This is a genomic window from Streptomyces caeruleatus, assembly GCF_001514235.1.
GTDB classification, from domain to species: domain Bacteria; phylum Actinomycetota; class Actinomycetes; order Streptomycetales; family Streptomycetaceae; genus Streptomyces; species Streptomyces caeruleatus.
In genome coordinates, this window is the sequence record NZ_KQ948936.1 from 236,149 (window position 1) to 255,172 (window position 19,024).

The window sequence follows — 19,024 nt, forward strand, 5'->3', positions numbered from 1 at the left end:
CGCATTACTGCCGTACGCGGGCGCTTTGAGTGATCCGGGGCCGGTGCGCGTACTACCCGGCGACGGGGGCCGTGGCGGGGGCTTCCATGAGGATGGTGCGCCGCGGGTTGGCGGTCTGGGTGGGGAGGTCGACGGAGTGCTCCTGCTCCGGGGTCTGCAGGGCGTCGGCGTCCTTGAGGTGCGCCAGCGTCGTGCGCCGCGGGTTGGCTATGTTGTGGAACATCATCGTCGTCTTCACGGTTGTACGTGACCCTGTCGTGTCGGGCGCCGGTGGAGCCTGGTCTCGCGCGGGCGCGGGGTTGTCAAAGTCTTACATCATGTAAAGCGCCAGGCTAAACACGCGATTCCCCTCCGGGGTCGCGGGGACCCTTGATGTGCGTGTGAGTTTGCTCACGAGCCCGCAAACAAAAGGGGCAATTCAGGCCCGCAACTCACCCTCATGAAACGGACATTCGCCACCTGAACCCATCATTCCGCTCCTGATCATGGCGACTGGGACACCTCCCGCACCCGAGCAGCTCGCGGGCATAAGTCCGTTATGGTCCGGATCAGTTTCTACGGCAGGTAATCTCGCCCTCACGCGGTGTCACGTATGTCACGGCTCGACCTACGGGCCTTGTTGGAGATCCTGCACTGTGCTGGAATTCCACGGACCGCCGCAGGATCGAGCCGGCGCACAGGGGGCGCACCGAGCGCCTGGTGGCGGCGAGATAGGGGGAACCAGCGCCGGTCACTCACGACCACCGGGGAGCGTGTTCAGGACGCTCCCCATGACGCCGACACCGTGTCCGTCCGTTCACGCGGAGGGGCGCCTGGTCCAGAGGTTGCGACGCTAGTGCAGGGACGTTTCAAGAGGGATGGCAGCGCTTCGGCGGAGCCGGAGCACGGCGGGACCGACCGAGGTCCCTCGACCCAGCACGCCCAGAACCAGGGGGGCCCGGCCCTGTCCGTCGACGGCGGTGAGCGCTCCGGGCGCCCCGCCGTGTCGGCGTCTCCGGGGGCGGCGAGCCCTTCCGCGCCGGCCCCGAAGAAGGCGCCCAAGGGCACCGGTGGTCCGGGCACGCGAATAGCCCTGCGCAACTGGCGTATCTCCACGCGTCTGGTGGCGCTGCTGACGCTTCCGGTGGTCGCGGCCACCTCGCTGGGTGCCCTGCGCATCAGCGACAACATGGACGACATCCAGCAGCTCGACAACATGAAGCTGCTGACGGACATGACCAAGCGGGCCACCGAGCTCGCCGCCGCGCTCCAGGAGGAGCGCGACCAGTCCGCCGGCCCGCTCGCGCACGGTGCCAAGGCGACCGACTACACCGTCAAGGGCTACCGGGACAAGACCAACCGGGCCCGCGACAGCTTCATCGAGGCGTCCGAGGAGATCGACGACTCCAGCAAGGACGGCAACCTCAAGGGCGTCCGCGAGAACCTCGTCCAGCTCGTCGGTGACCTCGGCACCATCGAGAAGATCCGCAGCACCGCCTACGAGGCCAAGGACAACTCCACGCAGACCGTGGAGGCCTACCACCGGCTGATCACCAACCTGCTCGGTCTCTCGCAGGACATGGCGGAGGCGACCAGCAACCCGGAGATGATCCAGAGCACGCGTGCCCTGGCGGCCTTCTCCACCGCCAAGGAGTACGCGTCCATCCAGCGCGCGGTCCTCGCCGCGGCGCTGCCCGCGAACAACGACAGCGTCGGCGACCTCTCCGAGAACGACCGGCTGTACGCCGAGTCCGCGCTGGCGAGCCAGCGCTCCGAGCTGAAGAGCTTCCGGAGCATCTACGGCACCCAGGGCGCCGCCGACCTGCTCAAGTCGATCGAGAAGGGCAACCCGACGATCACGGCGAGCGACAAGTACGCCAACCGTGCGCTCGGCAACCCCAATGCCCTCGACGACCTGGAGAAGCGGTCGTACCGCGACTGGGTCGACGACAGCACCACCAAGATCCAGCAGATGCGCGCCATCGAGACGACGCTGCTGGAGGACATGGAGCAGAAGGCCCGCGAGCTGCGCAACGAGTCGGAGCGCGAGGCGATCATCTCCGGTGCGCTGATCCTGCTCGTGCTCGGTGTCTCGCTGGTCGGCGCCTTCGTCGTCGCCCGCTCCATGATCCGCTCGCTGCGCCGGCTGGAGGAGACCGCCACCAGGGTCGCCCAGGACCGGCTGCCCGAGCTGGTCAAGCAGCTCTCCGAGTCCGACCCGCAGGACGTCGACACCTCCGTCGAGTCGGTCGGTGTGCACTCCCGGGACGAGATCGGCCAGGTGGCCGCGGCCTTCGACGACGTGCACCGCGAAGCCGTCCGACTGGCCGCCGAGCAGGCCCTGCTGCGGGGCAACGTCAACGCGATGTTCACCAACCTCTCGCGTCGCTCCCAGGGCCTCATCCAGCGTCAGCTCTCGCTCATCTCCGAACTGGAGTCCCGCGAGGCCGACCCGGACCAGCTGTCCTCCCTCTTCAAGCTCGACCACCTCGCGACGCGCATGCGCCGTAACGGTGAGAACCTCCTCGTCCTCGCCGGTGAGGAGCCCGGCCGTCGCTGGACCCGCCCGGTCCCGCTGGTCGACGTGCTCCGCGCCGCCGCGTCCGAGGTGGAGCAGTACGAGCGCATCGAGCTGTCCTCCGTGCCGACCACCGAAGTGGCCGGCCGGGTCGTCAACGACCTCGTGCACCTGCTCGCCGAGCTGCTGGAGAACGCGACGTCGTTCTCCTCCCCGCAGACCAAGGTGAAGGTCACCGGTCACGCGCTGCCCGACGGCCGGGTGCTGATCGAGATCCACGACACCGGCATCGGCCTCTCCCCCGAGGACCTCGCCGCGATCAACGAGCGGCTCGCCTCGCCGCCCACCGTGGACGTCTCCGTCTCCCGCCGCATGGGCCTCTTCGTGGTCGGTCGGCTGTCCCAGCGGCACGGCATCCGCATCCAGCTGCGCCCGTCCGACTCCGGTGGTACGACCGCGCTGGTCATGCTGCCCGTCGACGTCGCCCAGGGCGGCAAGAAGCCCGCTCCGGGCAAGCCCGGCCCGGGTGGTCCCGGTGGCTCCGGCGGCCCCGCCGCCGCGCAGGCCGCCGCAGGTGCGGCCGCCGCTCGTCGTCAGGCCCAGGCCGGTGGCGGCCCGCTCGGCGCGGGTGCGCCGGGTGGCGGTGCCCTCGGTGCCGGTGCCTCCGGCGGTGGCCGGCTCGGTACCGGTCAGGGTCCGCGGGCCGCGCTGCCCGGACGTGACGGTGGCGGGCTTCCGGGCGGACCGGGTGCCCCGCGTGTACCGCAGGGCCAGGGCGGCGCGCCGTCGCAGGGCCGGCCGGCTCCCGCGGGTGCCGGTGCCGGTTTCGGTGGCCAGGCTCCGGGTGCTCCGCAGGGGATGCAGGCCGCGGGCACCGGTCAGGACCCGTTCGGCGCGGGCCAGGACGCCTTCGGCGGCTCCCGTGGCGCGGGCCCCGGCCGCGAGCAGTCCCGGCCGGGCGCACCGTCGGCGCCGCAGTCCCCGCCCGCCGGTGGTGAGAAGGGCCGCCGTGGCCGTCAGCCGCAGCTTCCGCCGCGCGGTGGTCCGCGTGCCGAGCTGCCCGGCGGCAACCAGCCGTCCCGCCCGAGCTGGAGCGACGAGAACGCGCTGCCGCCGGTGCCGCGCGCCTCGCTCGACACCCCGCGCGGGCACGACGAGGACCCCTCGCAGACCTCCCGGATGCCGCGTATCGACGACCGTCAGGACCCCGGCTCGACGGCGGAGATCCCGGCGATCCCGCGCCCCGACGCCCGCCCGGACTTCGACGCCGCGGGCCCGGCCTCGTACAACCCGCAGAGCACGGGCCAGTTCGCCCGCCCCGCCGCGAACGAGCCGCAGGGCACGGGCCAGTTCGTCCGCTCGGACGTCTTCGGCGCCCCGAACGGGCAGAACACCCCGGCGCAGCAGGGCCGGCCGACGGCGCCGCAGGCGTACGACGGCAGCTCGACGGGCCAGCACGCGCTGCCCGGCCGCCAGAACCCCGAGTCCACCGGGCAGTACGAGCGGCCGCAGGCCAATGGCACGTACGGCGGCAACGCAGGCTACGGCGCCCCGCAGCCCCCGGCCCCGGCCCCGGCGCGTCCGCAGCAGCGGCCCGCACGGCAGGAGCCCGAGGCGCTGCCGCCCGCGACGGGTCCCGGTGACGGGCGTACGCCGCTGTACGACACGTTGGAGACCAACTGGTTCCACGGCGGTCCGCAGGGGCGTCAGCCCGGTGCGGACGGCTCGGCACCGGCCTCCGCTCCCCAGGAGCCGCAGGCTCCCGCGCAGTCGTCCTCCGCTCCCCAGCGGACCTCGTCGACCGCCTGGCGCAGCTCGCCGAACGACGATCTCGTCCGGCAGGCGGAACGCGTCCGGCAGCCGGCCGCGGGCGGGGTCACCACCTCCGGCCTGCCGCGCCGGGTGCCCAGGGCGAACCTCGTCCCGGGCACGGCTCAGCAGCAACAGCACCAATCCGGTCCCGCTGTCTCGCGTGCGCCTGACGACGTACGCGGTCGGCTGACCAATCTCCGTCGGGGTATCGCGCAGGGTCGTGAGGTCCGCAACGGCCAGACCGGCAGCTTCCCGAACCCCACTCACCAGCAGGAGCGTTAGTTGAGCCAGATGAGCCAGGCGGCACAGAACCTCAACTGGTTGATCACCAACTTCGTGGACAACACCCCCGGGGTGTCCCACACCGTCGTCGTGTCCGCCGACGGCCTGCTGCTGGCGATGTCGGAGGGCTTCCCCCGCGACCGTGCCGACCAGCTGGCGGCCGTCGCGTCGGGCCTGACGTCGCTGACCGCGGGGGCCTCCCGGATCTTCGACGGCGGCAGCGTGGCCCAGACCGTCGTCGAGATGGAGCGGGGATTCCTCTTCCTCATGTCCGTCTCGGAGGGTTCGTCCATCGCCGTCCTGGCACACCCGGAATGCGACATCGGCCTCGTCGGCTACGAGATGGCGCTGCTGGTCGACCGGGCGGGCGCGGTGCTCACGCCGGACCTGCGCGCCGAACTCCAAGGCAGTCTGCTCCACTGATCACCCGCGGATCCACCCGTCTCACCAAATCACCGTTTGGCCGCCACAATCCCCGCACCGGCCCCCACCCAGACGGCTTGACTGACCGACTTGCTGTCCCCGCCCGGAGGATTCATGACCCCGCCCACCGCCTCTCATGATCCGTACGCGGAGCCGTACGAGGATGAGGGCGACCAGCCGCTGGTACGTCCGTACGCGATGACCGGCGGCCGGACCCGGCCGCGCTACCAGCTGGCCATCGAGGCCCTGATCAGCACCACGGCCGACCCGGCAGCGCTCATGGGGCTCCTCCCGGAGCACCAGCGCATCTGCCACCTGTGCCGTGAGGTGAAGTCGGTCGCCGAGGTCTCCGCGCTGCTGTCCATGCCGCTGGGTGTGGCCAGGATCCTCGTCGCGGACCTCGCCGAGGCCGGCCTGGTCGCCATCCACCAGCCGGGCGGCGACGAGAACAACGGCGGCGCTCCGGATGTGACGCTGCTCGAAAGGGTGCTCAGTGGACTTCGCAAGCTCTGAACCAGGCCGGGCGACCACCTCCGCGAAGATCGTGGTGGCGGGTGGCTTCGGCGTGGGCAAGACCACGTTCGTCGGCGCGGTCTCGGAGATCAACCCGCTGCGCACCGAGGCCGTCATGACGTCTGCTTCGGCGGGCATCGACGACCTCACGCACACCGGTGACAAGACCACCACCACGGTGGCGATGGACTTCGGTCGTATCACCCTGGACCAGGACCTGATCCTGTACCTCTTCGGTACGCCCGGCCAGGACCGCTTCTGGTTCATGTGGGACGACCTGGTGCGCGGCGCGATCGGCGCCGTCGTGCTGGTCGACACCCGCCGGCTCGCCGACTGCTTCCCGGCGGTCGACTACTTCGAGAACTCGGGACTTCCCTTCGTCATAGCCCTCAACGGTTTCGACGGACACCAGCCCTACACACCCGACGAGGTGCGCGAGGCGCTGCAGATCGGCCCGGACGCGCCGATCATCACGACCGACGCCCGGCACCGGGCCGATGCCAAGAGTGCGCTGATCACGCTGGTCGAGCATGCGCTCATGGCCCGGCTGCGGTAGATCAAGTCGGTAGCGCAATACGGCAGTTGTCGTAGATGTGCCGGAGCCGGCTGTGGCTTTTGACACGGTCGGCTTCGTTGTTCATAACGTTTCGGCAGAGGAATCGGGTGGTACGGCCACTCGTCGCGGTCAGCCGGTGTCGCTGCGCGCACAAATGCCCCGTCTTTTGACGGGGCTCGCTCTTTATGACCGTTTTATCTGGGGCTTACCTCCCGTGGAATGATCCGCTTCCACTGTTTGGAAGAGCGCAGGCCGACGTGCTGGAATGCGAGAACTGCCCAATAGTCAAAGACGTACTCAGCAGTACTGCGTACTACTCGATGGCGCACTGGGCTCTGAGACACAGCGGCACATACGTAGGTGCCGACCCCGCCGGAAGGTTGTTGGTCGAGTGAGGCGAAGCAAGAACAGTCCCGAGCCGTCGGCCCGGGGCAACTTCACCCCGCCGCCGCGCGGAGCGGCGCCCGCCCCTGTGCCCGGATCGGAACCGACGGCGGCGCCCGCGCCAAGCGGCGGCCGTCTCTCCCCACGCAACTGGCGCGTGCCGACCCGGCTGAACGCGATCCTGCTCATACCCGTGCTGGTCGGCCTCGTCATGGGCGGCTTCCAGGTGAAGAGCTCGATCGACACCTGGCAGGAGGCCGAGGACGCGGAGAACACCGCGCGTCTGGTCGCCGCCGCCGCCACCTACGGCGATGCCCTGCTGGAGGAGCGCGACTCGACCGCCGCTCCCCTGCTCCAGGGCAAGGGCGAGGACGACCCGACGGTCGTGGCCGCCCGCAAGAAGACCGACGAGGCCGCCGACGCCTTCGACGTGGCCGCCCAGAACATGCCCGACCGGCCGAACCTGGTGCGCCGTCTGGAGCGCTTCCGTGAGGTCGAGCCCGATCTGACGGACCTGCGCGCGGCCGCCTACACCACCAAGCTCACCGGCGTACAGACCGAAGAGGGCTACGTCGAGGTCGAGCACCGGCTGCTGGAGTTCTCCAACGAGCTGGGCCTGGGCACCGGCAACATCACCAGCTACGGCCGTACCGTCTACGCCATCTCGCTGACCAAGGGCGCGCTCTCCCTGCAGCGCTCCATCGGTATGCACATGCTGGTCAAGCCGGGCCCCAAGGCCACGGACCTGGCCAGGCAGCGCGTCGCCCTCTCCTCGTACGCCTACCTGGAGGGCATCGCCATCCAGGAGTACCAGAGCGGTGGCACCGAGCAGGACATCCAGAAGCTCCAGGACGCCACGACGAAGATCAAGGCCGACGGCGCCGCCATGGCCGCCGCGGCCAAGCAGAAGAACCCCGACTACGTGGCGCCGCCGGCCGACCCCACCAAGATGGTCGGCGCGCTGGCCCAGCTCAGCTCCACGGACACCAGTGAGCGCGCGGCGCTCGCCCAGCAGGGCATCAGCGCCGAGAACTGGTGGGCGGTCAACACCCTCAAGTACAACGCCTACCGCGACATCGAGAACGACCTCGCCAACACCGCGGTGAACGAGGCCTCGGTCATCTCCGACGACGCCAAGCGCGACGCCCTGATCACCGGTGCCGCCGTGGTGGTCGCCCTGCTCGCCGCGTTCATCCTGGCCGGCATGGTCGCCCGCCAGATGTCCCGCGCGATGCGCCAGCTGCGCAACGCCGCCTTCGGTATCGCCGAGCAGCGTCTGCCGATGCTGGTCGACCAGCTCTCGCGCACCGACCCGGGCCGCGTGGACACCCGTGTCCAGCCCATCCCGATCAACACGCGCGACGAGATCGGTGAGGTCGCCCGCGCCTTCGACCAGGTCCACCGCGAGGCCGTCCGGCTCGCCGCCGAGCAGGCCCTGCTGCGGGGCAACATCAACGCGATCTTCACCAACCTGTCGCGCCGCAACCAGTCGCTGATCGAGGGCCAGCTGACCCTCATCACCGACCTGGAGAACAACGAGGCCGACCCGGACCAGCTGGAGAACCTCTTCAAGCTGGACCACCTCGCGACCCGTATGCGCCGCAACGGCGAGAACCTCCTGGTCCTCGCCGGCGAGGAGCCCGGCCGCCGCTGGGACCAGCCGGTCCCGCTGGTCGACGTGCTGCGCGCCGCCTCCTCCGAGGTGGAGCAGTACGAGCGCATCGAGCTCTCCGGCGTCCCGGAGGCCGAGATCCACGGCCGTGCCGTGACCGACCTCGTGCACCTGCTCGCCGAGCTGCTGGAGAACGCGACGACGTTCTCCTCCCCGCAGACCAAGGTCCGTGTGACCGCCACCCGTCTCCCCGACGGTCGGGTCATGATCGAGATCCACGACAAGGGCATCGGCCTCACCGCCGAGGACTTCGCCGACATCAACCACAAGCTGGCCAACCCGCCGACCGTGGACGCCGCGATCTCGCAGCGCATGGGCCTGTTCGTGGTCGGCCGGCTGTCCGACCGGCACGGCATCCGCGTCCAGCTGCGCCCCTCGGGCGAGCAGGCCGGCACCACCTCGCTGGTCATGCTGCCGGACGCGATCACGCACGGTGGCGGCGGCGAGCAGCAGCCGTCCCAGGACGAGTTCACGGTCTCGCAGATCATCCCGGAGCAGCAGTTCCAGGGTGAGAACTTCAACCAGCCGCAGCTGCGCACGGCCGCCGAGCTGGGCTTCGACGACAGCCGCTACGAGGTCCCGGACGACCTCCGCGACCTGGACCCCGTCGGCCGCTCCCTGATGCGCGAGGAGCGCCGGGCGGCCCTGGAGGCCCAGAACAACGGCCAGCCGCCCGCCCTGGAGAACCCCGAGGCGAACGGGTACGACGAGTTCACCGGTCAGCCGGCCTACGACGGCCGGGGCGGCTTCCCCGAGCAGCCCGGCGGATACGACCCGCAGCAGGCGCAGCCGACGTACGAGGAACAGCGGCAGACGCAGTACGAGGAGCAGCAGCGTCGGTCGTACGACGACACGTACTACGCGCCGAACGGCGGCCTGTCGCAGAACGACACCTTCTCGTCCAACGGCGGCTACCCCGAGCCCTCCTATCCGGAGCCGGTCCGTGAGGAGCCCGCCGCCGCGAGTGCCCCCGCCCCGGAGAGCTTCCCGGCCTTCGAGCAGCGGCGTCACCAGGACGACTGGCCGCAGCAGAACGGCTACCGCAACGGTTACCAGGACCAGTACGCTCCGGAAACGGAATCTGCGCAGGCCGATGACTCCAGCGAGCACGACCGCGTAGGCTTCGACCGTCCGGGGCCGGCCTCCTCCGCCGCCCACGCACTGACCGACGCCGGCCTTCCGCGCCGCGGATCCCCCGCGAGCGGCACCAACGGCGCCCGGCCGGTGCGGCAGGAATCGCCGGCCCCCACGCCGGAGGCCAACGGTGACAGCAGCTGGCGTTCGGCCAACGACGACCGCTGGCAGCAGGCCGCGCAGCTCCGCAAGCCCAAGGCAGGCGGGGTGACCTCCTCCGGACTGCCGCGGCGGGTGCCCAAGGCCAACCTGGTCGAGGGAGCCGCCGAGACCACCCCCCAGGGAGGTCCACAGATCTCCCGCGCTCCCGAGGACGTCCGGGGCAGGCTGAGCAACCTGCGCCGCGGTGTCCAGCGGGGACGCAGCGCGGGAAGTGAAACGAACGGTCAGGGCTTCGGTTCTGACAGCACCTACAACCAGGAGCGTTAGTGTGAGCCCGATGAGCCAGGCGGCACAGAACCTGAACTGGTTGATCACCAACTTCGTGGACAACACCCCCGGGGTGTCGCACACGGTGGTGGTCTCCGCCGACGGACTCCTTCTGGCGATGTCCGAAGGGTTTCCGCGCGACCGCGCCGATCAGCTTGCGGCCGTCGCGTCCGGTCTGACCTCACTGACCGCCGGTGCCTCGCGCATCTTCGAGGGCGGCAGCGTGAACCAGACGGTTGTGGAGATGGAGCGGGGATTCCTCTTCATCATGTCCGTATCCGACGGTTCCTCACTCGCGGTTCTCGCTCACCCCGAGGCGGACATCGGCCTCATCGGGTACGAGATGGCGCTTCTCGTGGACCGTGCCGGTTCCGTCCTGACGCCGGACCTGCGTGCGGAGCTCCAAGGCAGCCTGCTCAACTAACAGACAGTCGGTGCGTTTTGGCGTCCCGTGGCCGTAAGGTTTCGGGACGCGGCTCCACATGATGGGTGCCAGGCACAGTCGGAGGAGGAGAGAGAGTGGCAACACCCCCAGGCGGTTCATCGTCGGGTAATTGGTCGTACGGCCCTGGCCAGGGCCAGAACGACGGTTCCCAGAACCCGAACCGTTACAACTTCCCCTCCACGCCCAGCCAGCGGCAGCCGTACGCTCCGCAGGGCCCCGGGCCCTCGCCGTACGACCAGCCGTCGGCGCCGCGCATCCAGCCCGTGCAGCCGCAGCGACGCGCCCCTGAGCCGGCGCCCGCCGGGTCGTCGAACAACCCCCTGGTGCGCCCGTACGCCATGACCGGCGGACGGACGCGCCCGCGCTACCAGCTCGCCATCGAGGCGCTGGTGCACACCACCGCGCAGCCGCACCAGATGCAGGGCCAGTTGCCCGAGCATCAGCGGATCTGCAACCTCTGCCGTGAGATCAAGTCGGTCGCCGAGGTCTCGGCCCTGCTGACGATCCCTCTCGGCGTGGCCAGGATCCTCGTCGCCGACTTGGCGGAGGCGGGCCTGGTCGCCATCCATCAGCCCGGCGGCGACGAGAACGCCGGCGGCCAGCCAGACGTGACACTGCTCGAAAGGGTGCTCAGTGGACTTCGCAAGCTCTAGCGGAGGGCCTTCCCGCTCCACCACGTCCGCGAAGATCGTGGTGGCTGGCGGCTTCGGCGTGGGCAAGACCACGTTCGTCGGCGCCGTCTCGGAGATCAACCCGCTGCGCACAGAGGCCGTCATGACGTCTGCTTCCGCGGGCATCGACGACCTCACCCACACCGGAGACAAGACGACCACGACGGTCGCCATGGACTTCGGCCGTATCACCCTGGACCAGGACCTGATCCTGTACCTCTTCGGTACGCCCGGCCAGGACCGCTTCTGGTTCATGTGGGACGACCTGGTGCGCGGCGCGATCGGCGCGATCGTCCTCGTCGACACGAGGCGTCTTGCCGACTGCTTCCCGGCGGTCGACTACTTCGAGAACTCGGGGCTTCCTTTTGTGATCGCCCTCAACGGGTTCGACGGGAATCAGCCGTACAACCCGGACGAGGTGCGGGAGGCTCTGCAGATCGGGCCTGACACGCCGATCATCACGACGGATGCGCGGCATCGGGCGGACGCCAAGTCGGCGCTGATCACCCTGGTCGAGCACGCTCTGATGGCCCGCCTGCGGTAGGTAGTTGCTGTTGCGGCCACTGGGCTGCCACGGACGGTTGTATGCCGTCTGCGGCAGCCCAGTGGCCGTTCGCGCCCACGCGGCGGAGCCGCAAATCGACACAGTGCCGCGCCCCTGGAAGTGGGACCAGTCGCCCACGAGACAACGCCTCCCGAGCTCCCGGGCGCAAAAACAAGCGGCCCCGTCCTCCCCACGGGAGAACGGGGCCGCTCAAGCGCCGCAGGCTACCGCCAGCTGTGCGGCGCCCGGAAGCCGGGCTCGCGCTCCAGGCGGCGCCAGCCGGCCCTGGGGCGGCCTCGGTGGGCCGGGGTGGGGTCGGCGGGCTGGGCGGCGGCGCGGGCCAGGAGGACGGCCGTGATGGCGGCGACTTCCTCGGGCTCGGCGTGGCCCTTCTCGACGCGGATGTCAGGGGAGTTCATAGGTCACAGTCTCCGTGAGAGAGGTTTCCGCGGGGGTACCGCGAAGGATCCGCTGGGTTACTGCGGGGGGTTGCCGTGCTTGCGGGACGGCAGGTCGGCGTGCTTGCTCTGGAGCATCGCCAGGGACCTGGCGAGCACCTCGCGGGTCTCGGCGGGGTCGATCACGTCGTCCACCAGGCCACGCTCGGCCGCGTAGTAGGGGTGCATGAGCTCGGACTTGTACTCCTTGACCATGCGGGCCCGCATGGCCTCGGGGTCCTCGGCCTCGGCGATCTGCCGGCGGAAGATGACGTTGGCGGCGCCTTCCGCGCCCATCACGGCGATCTCGTTCGTCGGCCAGGCGAAGGTGAGGTCGGCACCGATGGACTGGCTGTCCATGACGATGTAGGCACCTCCGTACGCCTTGCGCAGGATCAGCGAGATCCTCGGCACGGTCGCGTTGCAGTAGGCGTACAGGAGCTTCGCGCCGTGCCGGATGATTCCGCCGTGCTCCTGGTCGACACCGGGAAGGAACCCGGGGACGTCCAGGAAGGTGACGATCGGGATGTTAAAAGCGTCACACATCTGGACAAAGCGCGCAGCTTTTTCCGAAGCCTCGATGTCCAGGACGCCGGCGAGGACCTGCGGCTGGTTGGCGACGATGCCGACGACCTGGCCGTCGATCCGGGCGAGCGCGCAGATGATGTTCCGCGCCCAGCGCTCGTGGACCTCCAGGTACTCGCCGTCGTCGACGATCTCCTCGATGACCTTGGCCATGTCGTACGGCCGGTTGCCGTCCGCCGGGACCAGGTCGAGCAGGACGTCCGAGCGGCGGTCGGCGGCGTCGCCGGCCTCCACCCGGGGCGGGTTCTCGCGGTTGTTCTGCGGGAGGAGCGAGAGGAGGTAGCGGACCTCCGCGATGCACGTCTCCTCGTCGTCGTAGGCGAAGTGGCAGACGCCGGAGGTCTCGGCGTGCACGTCCGCGCCGCCGAGGCCGTTCTGGGTGATCTCCTCGCCCGTCACCGCCTTGACCACGTCCGGGCCGGTGATGAACATCTGGGACGTCTCACGGACCATGAAGACGAAGTCCGTCAGGGCCGGGCTGTACGCCGCGCCGCCCGCGCACGGGCCGAGCATCACGCTGATCTGCGGGATGACGCCGGATGCCTTGGTGTTGCGCTGGAAGATGCCGCCGTAGCCGGCGAGCGCCGAGACGCCCTCCTGGATACGGGCGCCCGCGCCGTCGTTCAGGGAGACCAGCGGGGCACCGGCCGCGATGGCCATGTCCATGATCTTGTGGATCTTCGTGGCGTGGGCCTCGCCCAGCGCGCCGCCGAAGATCCGGAAGTCGTGCGCGTACACGAAGACCGTGCGGCCCTCCACCGTGCCCCAGCCGGTGATGACACCGTCGGTGTACGGCTTCTTGGTCTCCAGGCCGAAGCCCTGGGCCCGGTGCCGGCGCAGCTGCTCGACCTCCTGGAAGGAGCCCGGGTCCAAGAGCAGCTCGATGCGCTCCCGGGCGGTCAGCTTGCCCTTGGCGTGCTGCGCCGTGGTCGCCTTCTCGCTCGGGCCGGCCAGCGCCTGCGCACGGATCTCGTGCAGCTCGGCGGTCCGCCCGCGGGCGTCGATCGGCTCACCCGGTGCCTCATCCAAAACGGTCATGTAGCGACCTTACGAAGGACACCGAGGAAAGCGAGCCGTTGACTCCGTACAGTCCTCGGACCCTTTTCCTGGTACCCCTGAACAGAACCATGGAGGCGTGCAGCCTTTCCGACTGCTCAGAGGGCGTCCGCGTTGTGGGGGTCGTACAAAGGCGTCAGCCGAGAAGCACCTCACATCGGTGGGTGGCACATACCATCCCCGGAGTGACACGGAGGCGCAGTCGGCGGCCCGTCGAGAGGATCTCGACCGTGTCGTCCGCGCGCAGAACGCCGCGTACGGGGTGGTCCCAGGTGATCTCCAGCGGCTCGCCCGTGCGCGGCGGCTCGCTGACGCAGAGCGTAGCGGTACGGCCCCGGTGGCGGAGCAGCGCACTCGCCCCGGCGGACGCGGTGAGCGGGCCGGCCGTGCCCGGCTGCCAGAAGTTGGCGGCCGTGAGGCCCAGGGTGGGGACGCGCACCGCCTGGCAGGTGCGGTCGTTGGCCAGGACCGACAGCCAGCGGCGGCCCTGCGCGGCCCGGACGGCGACCGCTCGGCGGCCGGCGCCGGGCATGAGCAGGTAGACGTAGGTGGCGTCGGCCGGGTCGGTGCCGTGGTCCAGCCAGAGGGTCTGCCAGCGCCGGGTGCGGGTCTCCGTCGTGCTGGTGGTGTTGATGTCGGCCCAGGCGCCGGTGCGGTCCTCGCGCAGGGTGCGCAGATCGCCGTACGGCACGACCCAGCCGCCGTGGCCCTCCAGGTGCGCCCAGCCCGCGCCGCGTACGAGGGCCTGGGTGCCGCCCTCCCCCAGGTTCCGGTTGTCGACGACGGTCTCGACGGGGACGCCGTCGGCGCAACTGATCCCGGCGCCGAGGCAGATCACGGCGTCGTCGACGCAGAACCACGACTTGCGGGCTTCGAGCGTCGACGCGAGGCCCTTCAGGTGCTGTCCGATCGCCGCGTACTCGCCGTCGGTCGTGCCGCCGACCCAGCGCACGTCGGGTTTGGGCTCGCCCCATTCGCCGCCCGCCTTGTCGGGCAGGCGGAGCGTGGAGACGGTCGTACCCGGGAGGCGGTACCAGTCGACGGTCGGCCAGTACCAGTCGGTGTACTGGTCGCCCAGGCCCTCCGCCCACCAGGAGAGCATTCCGGCGCCGGTGTGCCAGCCGCGCGGGTTCTCTCCGTTGCCGCACTCGTAGTGGGCGATGCGGTCGCTGGCCATGGCGAGGTTCGCCACGAAGCGCGGGCGGCGGTGGACGGCTCGGTCCATGGCGGCGAAGAGATGGTGGCCGGCTGGTTCGGGGGCGGCCGGGACCGGCGACTGGGCGACGGCGTGCAGGCGCGCGAGATCGGCGACGCCGAACTGAGGGGCCGTCAGTATCGGGGTGACCGTGTCCCGTTCGATCCATCCCTTGACACGGCCGTACCAGCGCTCGCGTTCCGCCGCGCTCGCGCCGCCCGCGAGCAGGGCCATGGCGGCGATGACGCCCTGGCCGTGGAAGTGGTCGCTGCGCATGACATGGCGGTCGTCGCTCTTGAGGTAACCCCGGCTGATGGCACGGCCGTTGACGCTGTCCATCATCAACCCGTCGTGGATGAGGGGCGCGTAGGCACGTTCGACGCTGTCGAGGACGATCTGCCGGTTCGGGTCGGTCACCTCCCACTCGGATCCGGCGAGCAGGGCGAAGAGGCGGCCGAGGCCGTCGAGGAGGACCTGGCCGTAGGTGCCGGAGTAGGCGACCCAGGTGTGCTGGACGAAGGAGCCGTCGGCGTAGAGGCCGTCGCCCTCGGTGACGTACGGGAAGACCGGGGAGAGCGCGTCGCGGGCGAGCGCGATCTTCGCGGGGGCGCGGCCGAGGATGCCGCGCAGGGCGACGCTGCGGCAGAGGTCGACGCGGTTGGCGCCGGTGGAGGTGCCGGAGTAGTCGGTGAGCATCGCGTCCGGGACGAAGTGGTCGACGGCCGCGCAGGCGGCGGCGACCTGCTCCTCGGTGAGGTGGTCGTACAGGGCGGCCGTGCTGTCCATCAGCGGGCGCGGGCTGCCGATCTGCCATTCCCACCAGTTGCCGTAGCGGGTGGTGGCGGGGTTGTAGACCGTGGCGGAGAGGTGGTCCAGGCCGCGCAGGACGTCGGCGAGGAGGGCCGGGTCCGCGGTGGAGCCGGTGCCCCGCTGGACGTAGGCCTGGGTCATCGTCCACAGGCGGCCGTAGCTCTGGGTGATGCCGGCGGGCGGGTCGTAGGGGTGGCCGGGCCAGAGGGAGGTGGGGGTGGGGCTCATGGTGGCCCGGAAACCGCGGGCGAGGGTGCCGGTCTCGGCGAGGCGGGCGGCGTACGGCTCGGCGGCGGGGTCGTAGCCGGTGCCGAGGGCGATGTCGAGCCAGCGGAGGCGGAGGGTGTCGTAGGCGTCGGCCGCGGCCGCGCGGGCGGCGGGGGCGGCGGGGGCGGTGGTGGCCAGGAGCGCCGCCGCGAGCAGGACGGCTCGGCGGGTGGGTCTCGTGAGCCCTGTGCGCTGAGAGGTCATGTCATGGGCATCTACCACCTCACCGTAATCACGCCAACACTTTGCGGATGATGTTGAATCCTGAACGGAATAGGTCTACGGTCGGTCGCGTTGATGTAGTTAAAGATTCAACATCATCGGTCCTCTCGAAGGAGCACGTCATGACGAACGCCGACCTGACCGCGCTGACCGGCGACTACACCATCGACACCGCCCACTCCACGATCGGCTTCACCGTCCGCCACGCCATGGTCACCAACGTCAAGGGCAAGTTCCTCGACTTCAGCGGCTCGCTGCACCTGGACGGCGGCGACCCGACCGCGTCCACGGCGTCCATCGACGTCAAGATGGACAGCATCGACACCGGCTCCGCCGACCGTGACGGCCATCTGAAGAGCGCGGACTTCTTCAAGATCGACGAGTTCCCGACGATGACCTTCCGCTCGACCTCCGCCGAGGCCCTCGGCGACGACGACTACCGCATCACCGGCGACCTGACGATCCTCGGCACCACCAAGCCGCTCACCATCGACCTCGAGTTCAACGGCGCCGCGAAGGACCCCTTCGGCAACGAGCGCGTCGGCTTCGAGGGCAAGGCGGAGATCAAGCGCTCCGAGTGGGGTCTGACCTGGAACGCGGCGCTGGAGACGGGTGGCGTGCTGATCTCCGACAAGATCAAGCTGAACTTCGACATCTCGGCGATCCGGAACGCCTGACGCTTGCGCACAGGGGGCGCCGGTGAGCGAACGGCTCACCGGCGCTTCGCCAACTCCCGCAGAATCGCCGCGACTTGGGCCTCCCGGCCGCGCGGGGTCCGGGCCTGGAGCAGGCCGAGCATGACCTGGTAGCGGTCGGTGCGGCCCAGCCGCTCGAACACCGCCTTGGCCTCGGGGTTCTCCTCCAGAGCCGCGGTCAGCTCGGCCGGGACCCGCGCGTTGCTCTGCGACTCGTACGCCGCCTCCCAGCGCCCGTCGGCCTTGGCCGCGTCCGCTTCGGCGAGACCGGAGGGGCGCATCCGGCCCTCGGCGGTCAGTTCCGCCACCCGCCGCACATTGACCATCGACCAGAGGCTGCCGGGCCGGCGCGGGGTGATCCGCTGTGCGTAGTACGACGCGTCGATCCCCTTGCGCTGTCCGGTGATCCAGCCGTGGCACAGGGCCACGTCGTTGATCTCGGCGGCGCTGACGGAGGGGACGCCGGAGCCCTTCTTGGCGACCTTGAGCCACAGGCCGGGGTGGGGGGCGGGGTGGTCGGTCAGCCAGGCGTCGAGGGCGGGGGCGGACTCGAAGGCGAGAGGGTCCATACGAGCACGGTAGGCGGGAAAGAGGTCGGATTCCGTCCTATATGGCCGTCCCGTAGGACTTGAGGAGAGCTTCGGCCTGTTCGCGGGCGAGCACCAAGGGGTCCGGGAAGATCTTCAGGCCGTGGGCGACGAGGGCTCCCTCGTGCAGGAGCATGAGCGTACGGCCCAGGCAGTCCGCGTCGAGCCCGCCGTTCGGCGCATCCGAGGCGAGGTCCTGGGCGAGGCCCGTGAACTGGGCCAGCATCCACTCCTTCTGGCCCGTGATGACCGCGTGGGCGGGGTGGGCGGGGTCGCTGATCTCGGCGTGCGCGTTGACCATGCTGCACCCCTTGGAGGCCTGCTCCGCCGACCAGGCCCGTGCGGCGTCGAACACGGCCAGGACGCGGGCCCGGGGCGTCGCGTGTGCCGCGTCGTGGTGGTCGTCGACGTACTGCGCGAGGAAGGTCCGCCAGCGTTCGTCGCGGCCCGCCAGGTACTCCACGACGATCTGCTCCTTGGAGCCGAAGCGGTCGTAGAGCGTCTTCTTGGTGACCCCTGCCTCCGCGGCGATGAGGTCCACTCCGACGGCGTGGATGCCCCGCTCGTAGAACAGCCGCTCGGCGGCTTCCAGGACGCGCCGCGCGGCGGGCGTCAGCGTGACGCGCCGCGGCTGCTCCGCGCCGCCCGTGCTACTGCTCTCACCGCTTCCCATGCTCAAAAGTATACCGGTCTGTATAGTGGACTCCGGAGCCAGGTATACCGATCTGTCTAGTGGTGGGTGATCCCCCGTGGTACCGGCGAACGCTCTGCTCTCGATCGCCTTCGTCCTGTGCTGGAGCTCCGGGTTCATCGGGGCCAAGCTCGGGGCGGGGAGCGCGGCGGCGGTCACGGTCCTGATGTGGCGGTTCCTGCCGCTCGCCGCGGTCCTGGTCGTCGTCGCCGCCACGGTGGGGCGCGCGTCCTGGCGGGGCTTCACGGCGCGCGACGCCGCGCGGCAGGCCGCGATCGGGGTGCTGTCGCAGAGCGGCTATCTGCTCACCGTGTACTACGCCATCCAGCTCGGGGTCTCCAGCGGCACCACGGCCCTGATCGACGGGGTCCAGCCGCTCGTCGCCGGCGCGCTGGCGGGGCCGCTGCTGCGGCAGTACGTCTCAGGTCGGCAGTGGCTCGGGCTGTGCCTGGGGGTGAGCGGCGTCGCGATCGTCACGCTGGCCGACGCCGCGGCCGCGACCGGTGTGACCCCGTGGGCCTATCTCGTGCCGTTCCTCGGCATGCTGTCGCTGGTGGCGGCCACGTTCCTGGAGAGCCGCTCCCCCGCGCCGGTCGCGCCCGGGGTGGCGATGACCGTCCACTGCGCCACCAGCGCCGTGCTGTTCACCGCGCTCGCCGTGGGCACGGGAGCGGCCGCGCCGCCCGCCGAGCCCGGCTTCTGGGTCGCGATCAGCTGGCTCGTCGCTCTGTCCACCTTCGGCGGGTACGGGCTGTACTGGATCATCCTGCGCCGCTCCGGAGTCACCGAGGTCAACGCGCTGATGTTCCTGATGGCTCCGGTCACGGCGGTCTGGGGCGCGCTCATGTTCGGCGAGCCGTTCGGCGTGCAGACGGCGCTGGGCCTGGGCGTCGGGCTGGCCGCGGTGGTCATCGTGCGTCGCGAGCGCGGGGGCGGGGGCGGGCACGGCAGGGGTGCGCGCGGGGGCGGAACGGCTCGCGGCCGTGGCGTACGTCGCCACCGGGACGCAGAGCCCTGCGACACCCGGCCGTAGACAGGACCCGGGCCCGCACGGCCGGTGTCCTGAAGCGCCTGGCCGGATTTGGGCCCTTGTCCGGAGGCTCACAGGATCCACAAT

The 19,024-nt window shown here is 70.4% G+C and carries 16 protein-coding genes; 10 read left to right on the forward strand and 6 right to left on the reverse strand.

Annotated elements, in window-relative coordinates:
- Positions 1-52 precede the first annotated feature (52 nt).
- Entirely contained in the window at positions 53-238 is a 186-nt protein-coding gene (locus AQJ67_RS34140) for a hypothetical protein (protein ID WP_062723220.1), read from the reverse strand.
- A gap of 597 nt (positions 239-835) precedes the next feature.
- Between AQJ67_RS34140 and AQJ67_RS34145 the strand changes: the two genes are divergently transcribed.
- From AQJ67_RS34145 to AQJ67_RS34180, 8 genes are all read left to right on the forward strand, one after another.
- A complete protein-coding gene (locus tag AQJ67_RS34145; protein WP_062723221.1) occupies positions 836-4,591 on the forward strand; it encodes a sensor histidine kinase in 3,756 nt (1,251 codons plus the stop codon).
- 9 nt (positions 4,592-4,600) lie between these two features.
- Positions 4,601-5,014 carry a roadblock/LC7 domain-containing protein gene (locus tag AQJ67_RS34150; protein ID WP_030051302.1) on the forward strand — a complete coding sequence of 138 codons (414 nt, stop codon included), beginning with the start codon at positions 4,601-4,603 and terminating at the stop codon, positions 5,012-5,014.
- 114 nt (positions 5,015-5,128) lie between these two features.
- Entirely contained in the window at positions 5,129-5,527 is a 399-nt protein-coding gene (locus tag AQJ67_RS34155) for a DUF742 domain-containing protein (protein ID WP_003997626.1), read from the forward strand.
- Complete coding sequence (locus AQJ67_RS34160) at positions 5,508-6,083, forward strand: GTP-binding protein (protein WP_030051303.1); 576 nt, start codon at positions 5,508-5,510, stop codon at positions 6,081-6,083. Before AQJ67_RS34155 ends, AQJ67_RS34160 begins: the two co-directional genes overlap by 20 nt.
- 391 nt (positions 6,084-6,474) lie before the next feature.
- Complete coding sequence (locus tag AQJ67_RS34165) at positions 6,475-9,702, forward strand: sensor histidine kinase (protein ID WP_062723222.1); 3,228 nt, start codon at positions 6,475-6,477, stop codon at positions 9,700-9,702.
- Between the two features lie 10 nt (positions 9,703-9,712).
- Entirely contained in the window at positions 9,713-10,126 is a 414-nt protein-coding gene (locus tag AQJ67_RS34170; protein WP_037781109.1) for a roadblock/LC7 domain-containing protein, read from the forward strand.
- Between the two features lie 95 nt (positions 10,127-10,221).
- Positions 10,222-10,800 (forward strand): DUF742 domain-containing protein, encoded by a 579-nt coding sequence (locus AQJ67_RS34175; RefSeq protein ID WP_062723223.1) that lies wholly within the window; start codon positions 10,222-10,224, stop codon positions 10,798-10,800.
- Positions 10,781-11,362, forward strand: coding sequence for a GTP-binding protein (locus tag AQJ67_RS34180; RefSeq protein ID WP_026248371.1), 582 nt, complete (start codon positions 10,781-10,783; stop codon positions 11,360-11,362). The genes AQJ67_RS34175 and AQJ67_RS34180 overlap by 20 nt, the downstream gene beginning before the upstream one ends.
- 224 nt (positions 11,363-11,586) lie before the next feature.
- Here AQJ67_RS34180 and AQJ67_RS34185 read toward each other — a convergent pair whose 3' ends face one another.
- The 3 genes from AQJ67_RS34185 to AQJ67_RS34195 all read right to left on the reverse strand — a co-directional run bounded on the left by AQJ67_RS34185 (position 11,587) and on the right by AQJ67_RS34195 (position 15,916).
- Entirely contained in the window at positions 11,587-11,781 is a 195-nt protein-coding gene (locus AQJ67_RS34185) for an acyl-CoA carboxylase subunit epsilon (RefSeq protein ID WP_062723224.1), read from the reverse strand.
- A gap of 57 nt (positions 11,782-11,838) precedes the next feature.
- On the reverse strand, positions 11,839-13,422 hold the full coding sequence (locus AQJ67_RS34190) for an acyl-CoA carboxylase subunit beta (RefSeq protein ID WP_062723225.1): 1,584 nt from the start codon (positions 13,420-13,422) through the stop codon (positions 11,839-11,841).
- A gap of 154 nt (positions 13,423-13,576) precedes the next feature.
- On the reverse strand, positions 13,577-15,916 hold the full coding sequence (locus AQJ67_RS34195; protein WP_062723226.1) for a polysaccharide lyase 8 family protein: 2,340 nt from the start codon (positions 15,914-15,916) through the stop codon (positions 13,577-13,579).
- Positions 15,917-16,056: 140 nt separating this feature from the next.
- Between AQJ67_RS34195 and AQJ67_RS34200 the strand changes: the two genes are divergently transcribed.
- Positions 16,057-16,611 carry a YceI family protein gene (locus AQJ67_RS34200; protein ID WP_062723227.1) on the forward strand — a complete coding sequence of 185 codons (555 nt, stop codon included), beginning with the start codon at positions 16,057-16,059 and terminating at the stop codon, positions 16,609-16,611.
- A 35-nt stretch (positions 16,612-16,646) separates the two neighbouring features.
- On the opposite strand, the gene AQJ67_RS34205 is transcribed toward AQJ67_RS34200, so the two are convergent.
- Together AQJ67_RS34205 and AQJ67_RS34210 are read right to left on the reverse strand one after the other, a co-directional pair.
- Positions 16,647-17,198: a YdeI/OmpD-associated family protein gene (locus tag AQJ67_RS34205; protein ID WP_062723228.1), complete on the reverse strand. Its 552-nt coding sequence runs from the start codon at positions 17,196-17,198 to the stop codon at positions 16,647-16,649.
- 37 nt (positions 17,199-17,235) lie between these two features.
- Positions 17,236-17,889, reverse strand: coding sequence for a TetR/AcrR family transcriptional regulator (locus AQJ67_RS34210; RefSeq protein ID WP_062723229.1), 654 nt, complete (start codon positions 17,887-17,889; stop codon positions 17,236-17,238).
- 76 nt (positions 17,890-17,965) lie between these two features.
- On the opposite strand from AQJ67_RS34210, the gene AQJ67_RS34215 reads away from it, so the two are divergent.
- Complete coding sequence (locus AQJ67_RS34215; protein ID WP_079056315.1) at positions 17,966-18,940, forward strand: DMT family transporter; 975 nt, start codon at positions 17,966-17,968, stop codon at positions 18,938-18,940.
- The last annotated feature ends 84 nt before the right edge of the window (positions 18,941-19,024 follow it).

Coding starts and splice junctions, on each gene's coding strand:
- AQJ67_RS34150 (WP_030051302.1), top strand. CDS start 4,601: ATGAGCCAGGCGGCACAGAACCTCAACTGGTTGATCACCAACTTCGTG.
- AQJ67_RS34155 (WP_003997626.1), top strand. CDS start 5,129: ATGACCCCGCCCACCGCCTCTCATGATCCGTACGCGGAGCCGTACGAG.
- AQJ67_RS34170 (WP_037781109.1), top strand. CDS start 9,713: ATGAGCCAGGCGGCACAGAACCTGAACTGGTTGATCACCAACTTCGTG.
- AQJ67_RS34185 (WP_062723224.1), bottom strand. CDS start 11,781: ATGAACTCCCCTGACATCCGCGTCGAGAAGGGCCACGCCGAGCCCGAG.
- AQJ67_RS34190 (WP_062723225.1), bottom strand. CDS start 13,422: ATGACCGTTTTGGATGAGGCACCGGGTGAGCCGATCGACGCCCGCGGG.
- AQJ67_RS34195 (WP_062723226.1), bottom strand. CDS start 15,916: ATGACCTCTCAGCGCACAGGGCTCACGAGACCCACCCGCCGAGCCGTC.
- AQJ67_RS34200 (WP_062723227.1), top strand. CDS start 16,057: ATGACGAACGCCGACCTGACCGCGCTGACCGGCGACTACACCATCGAC.
- AQJ67_RS34205 (WP_062723228.1), bottom strand. CDS start 17,198: ATGGACCCTCTCGCCTTCGAGTCCGCCCCCGCCCTCGACGCCTGGCTG.
- AQJ67_RS34210 (WP_062723229.1), bottom strand. CDS start 17,889: ATGGGAAGCGGTGAGAGCAGTAGCACGGGCGGCGCGGAGCAGCCGCGG.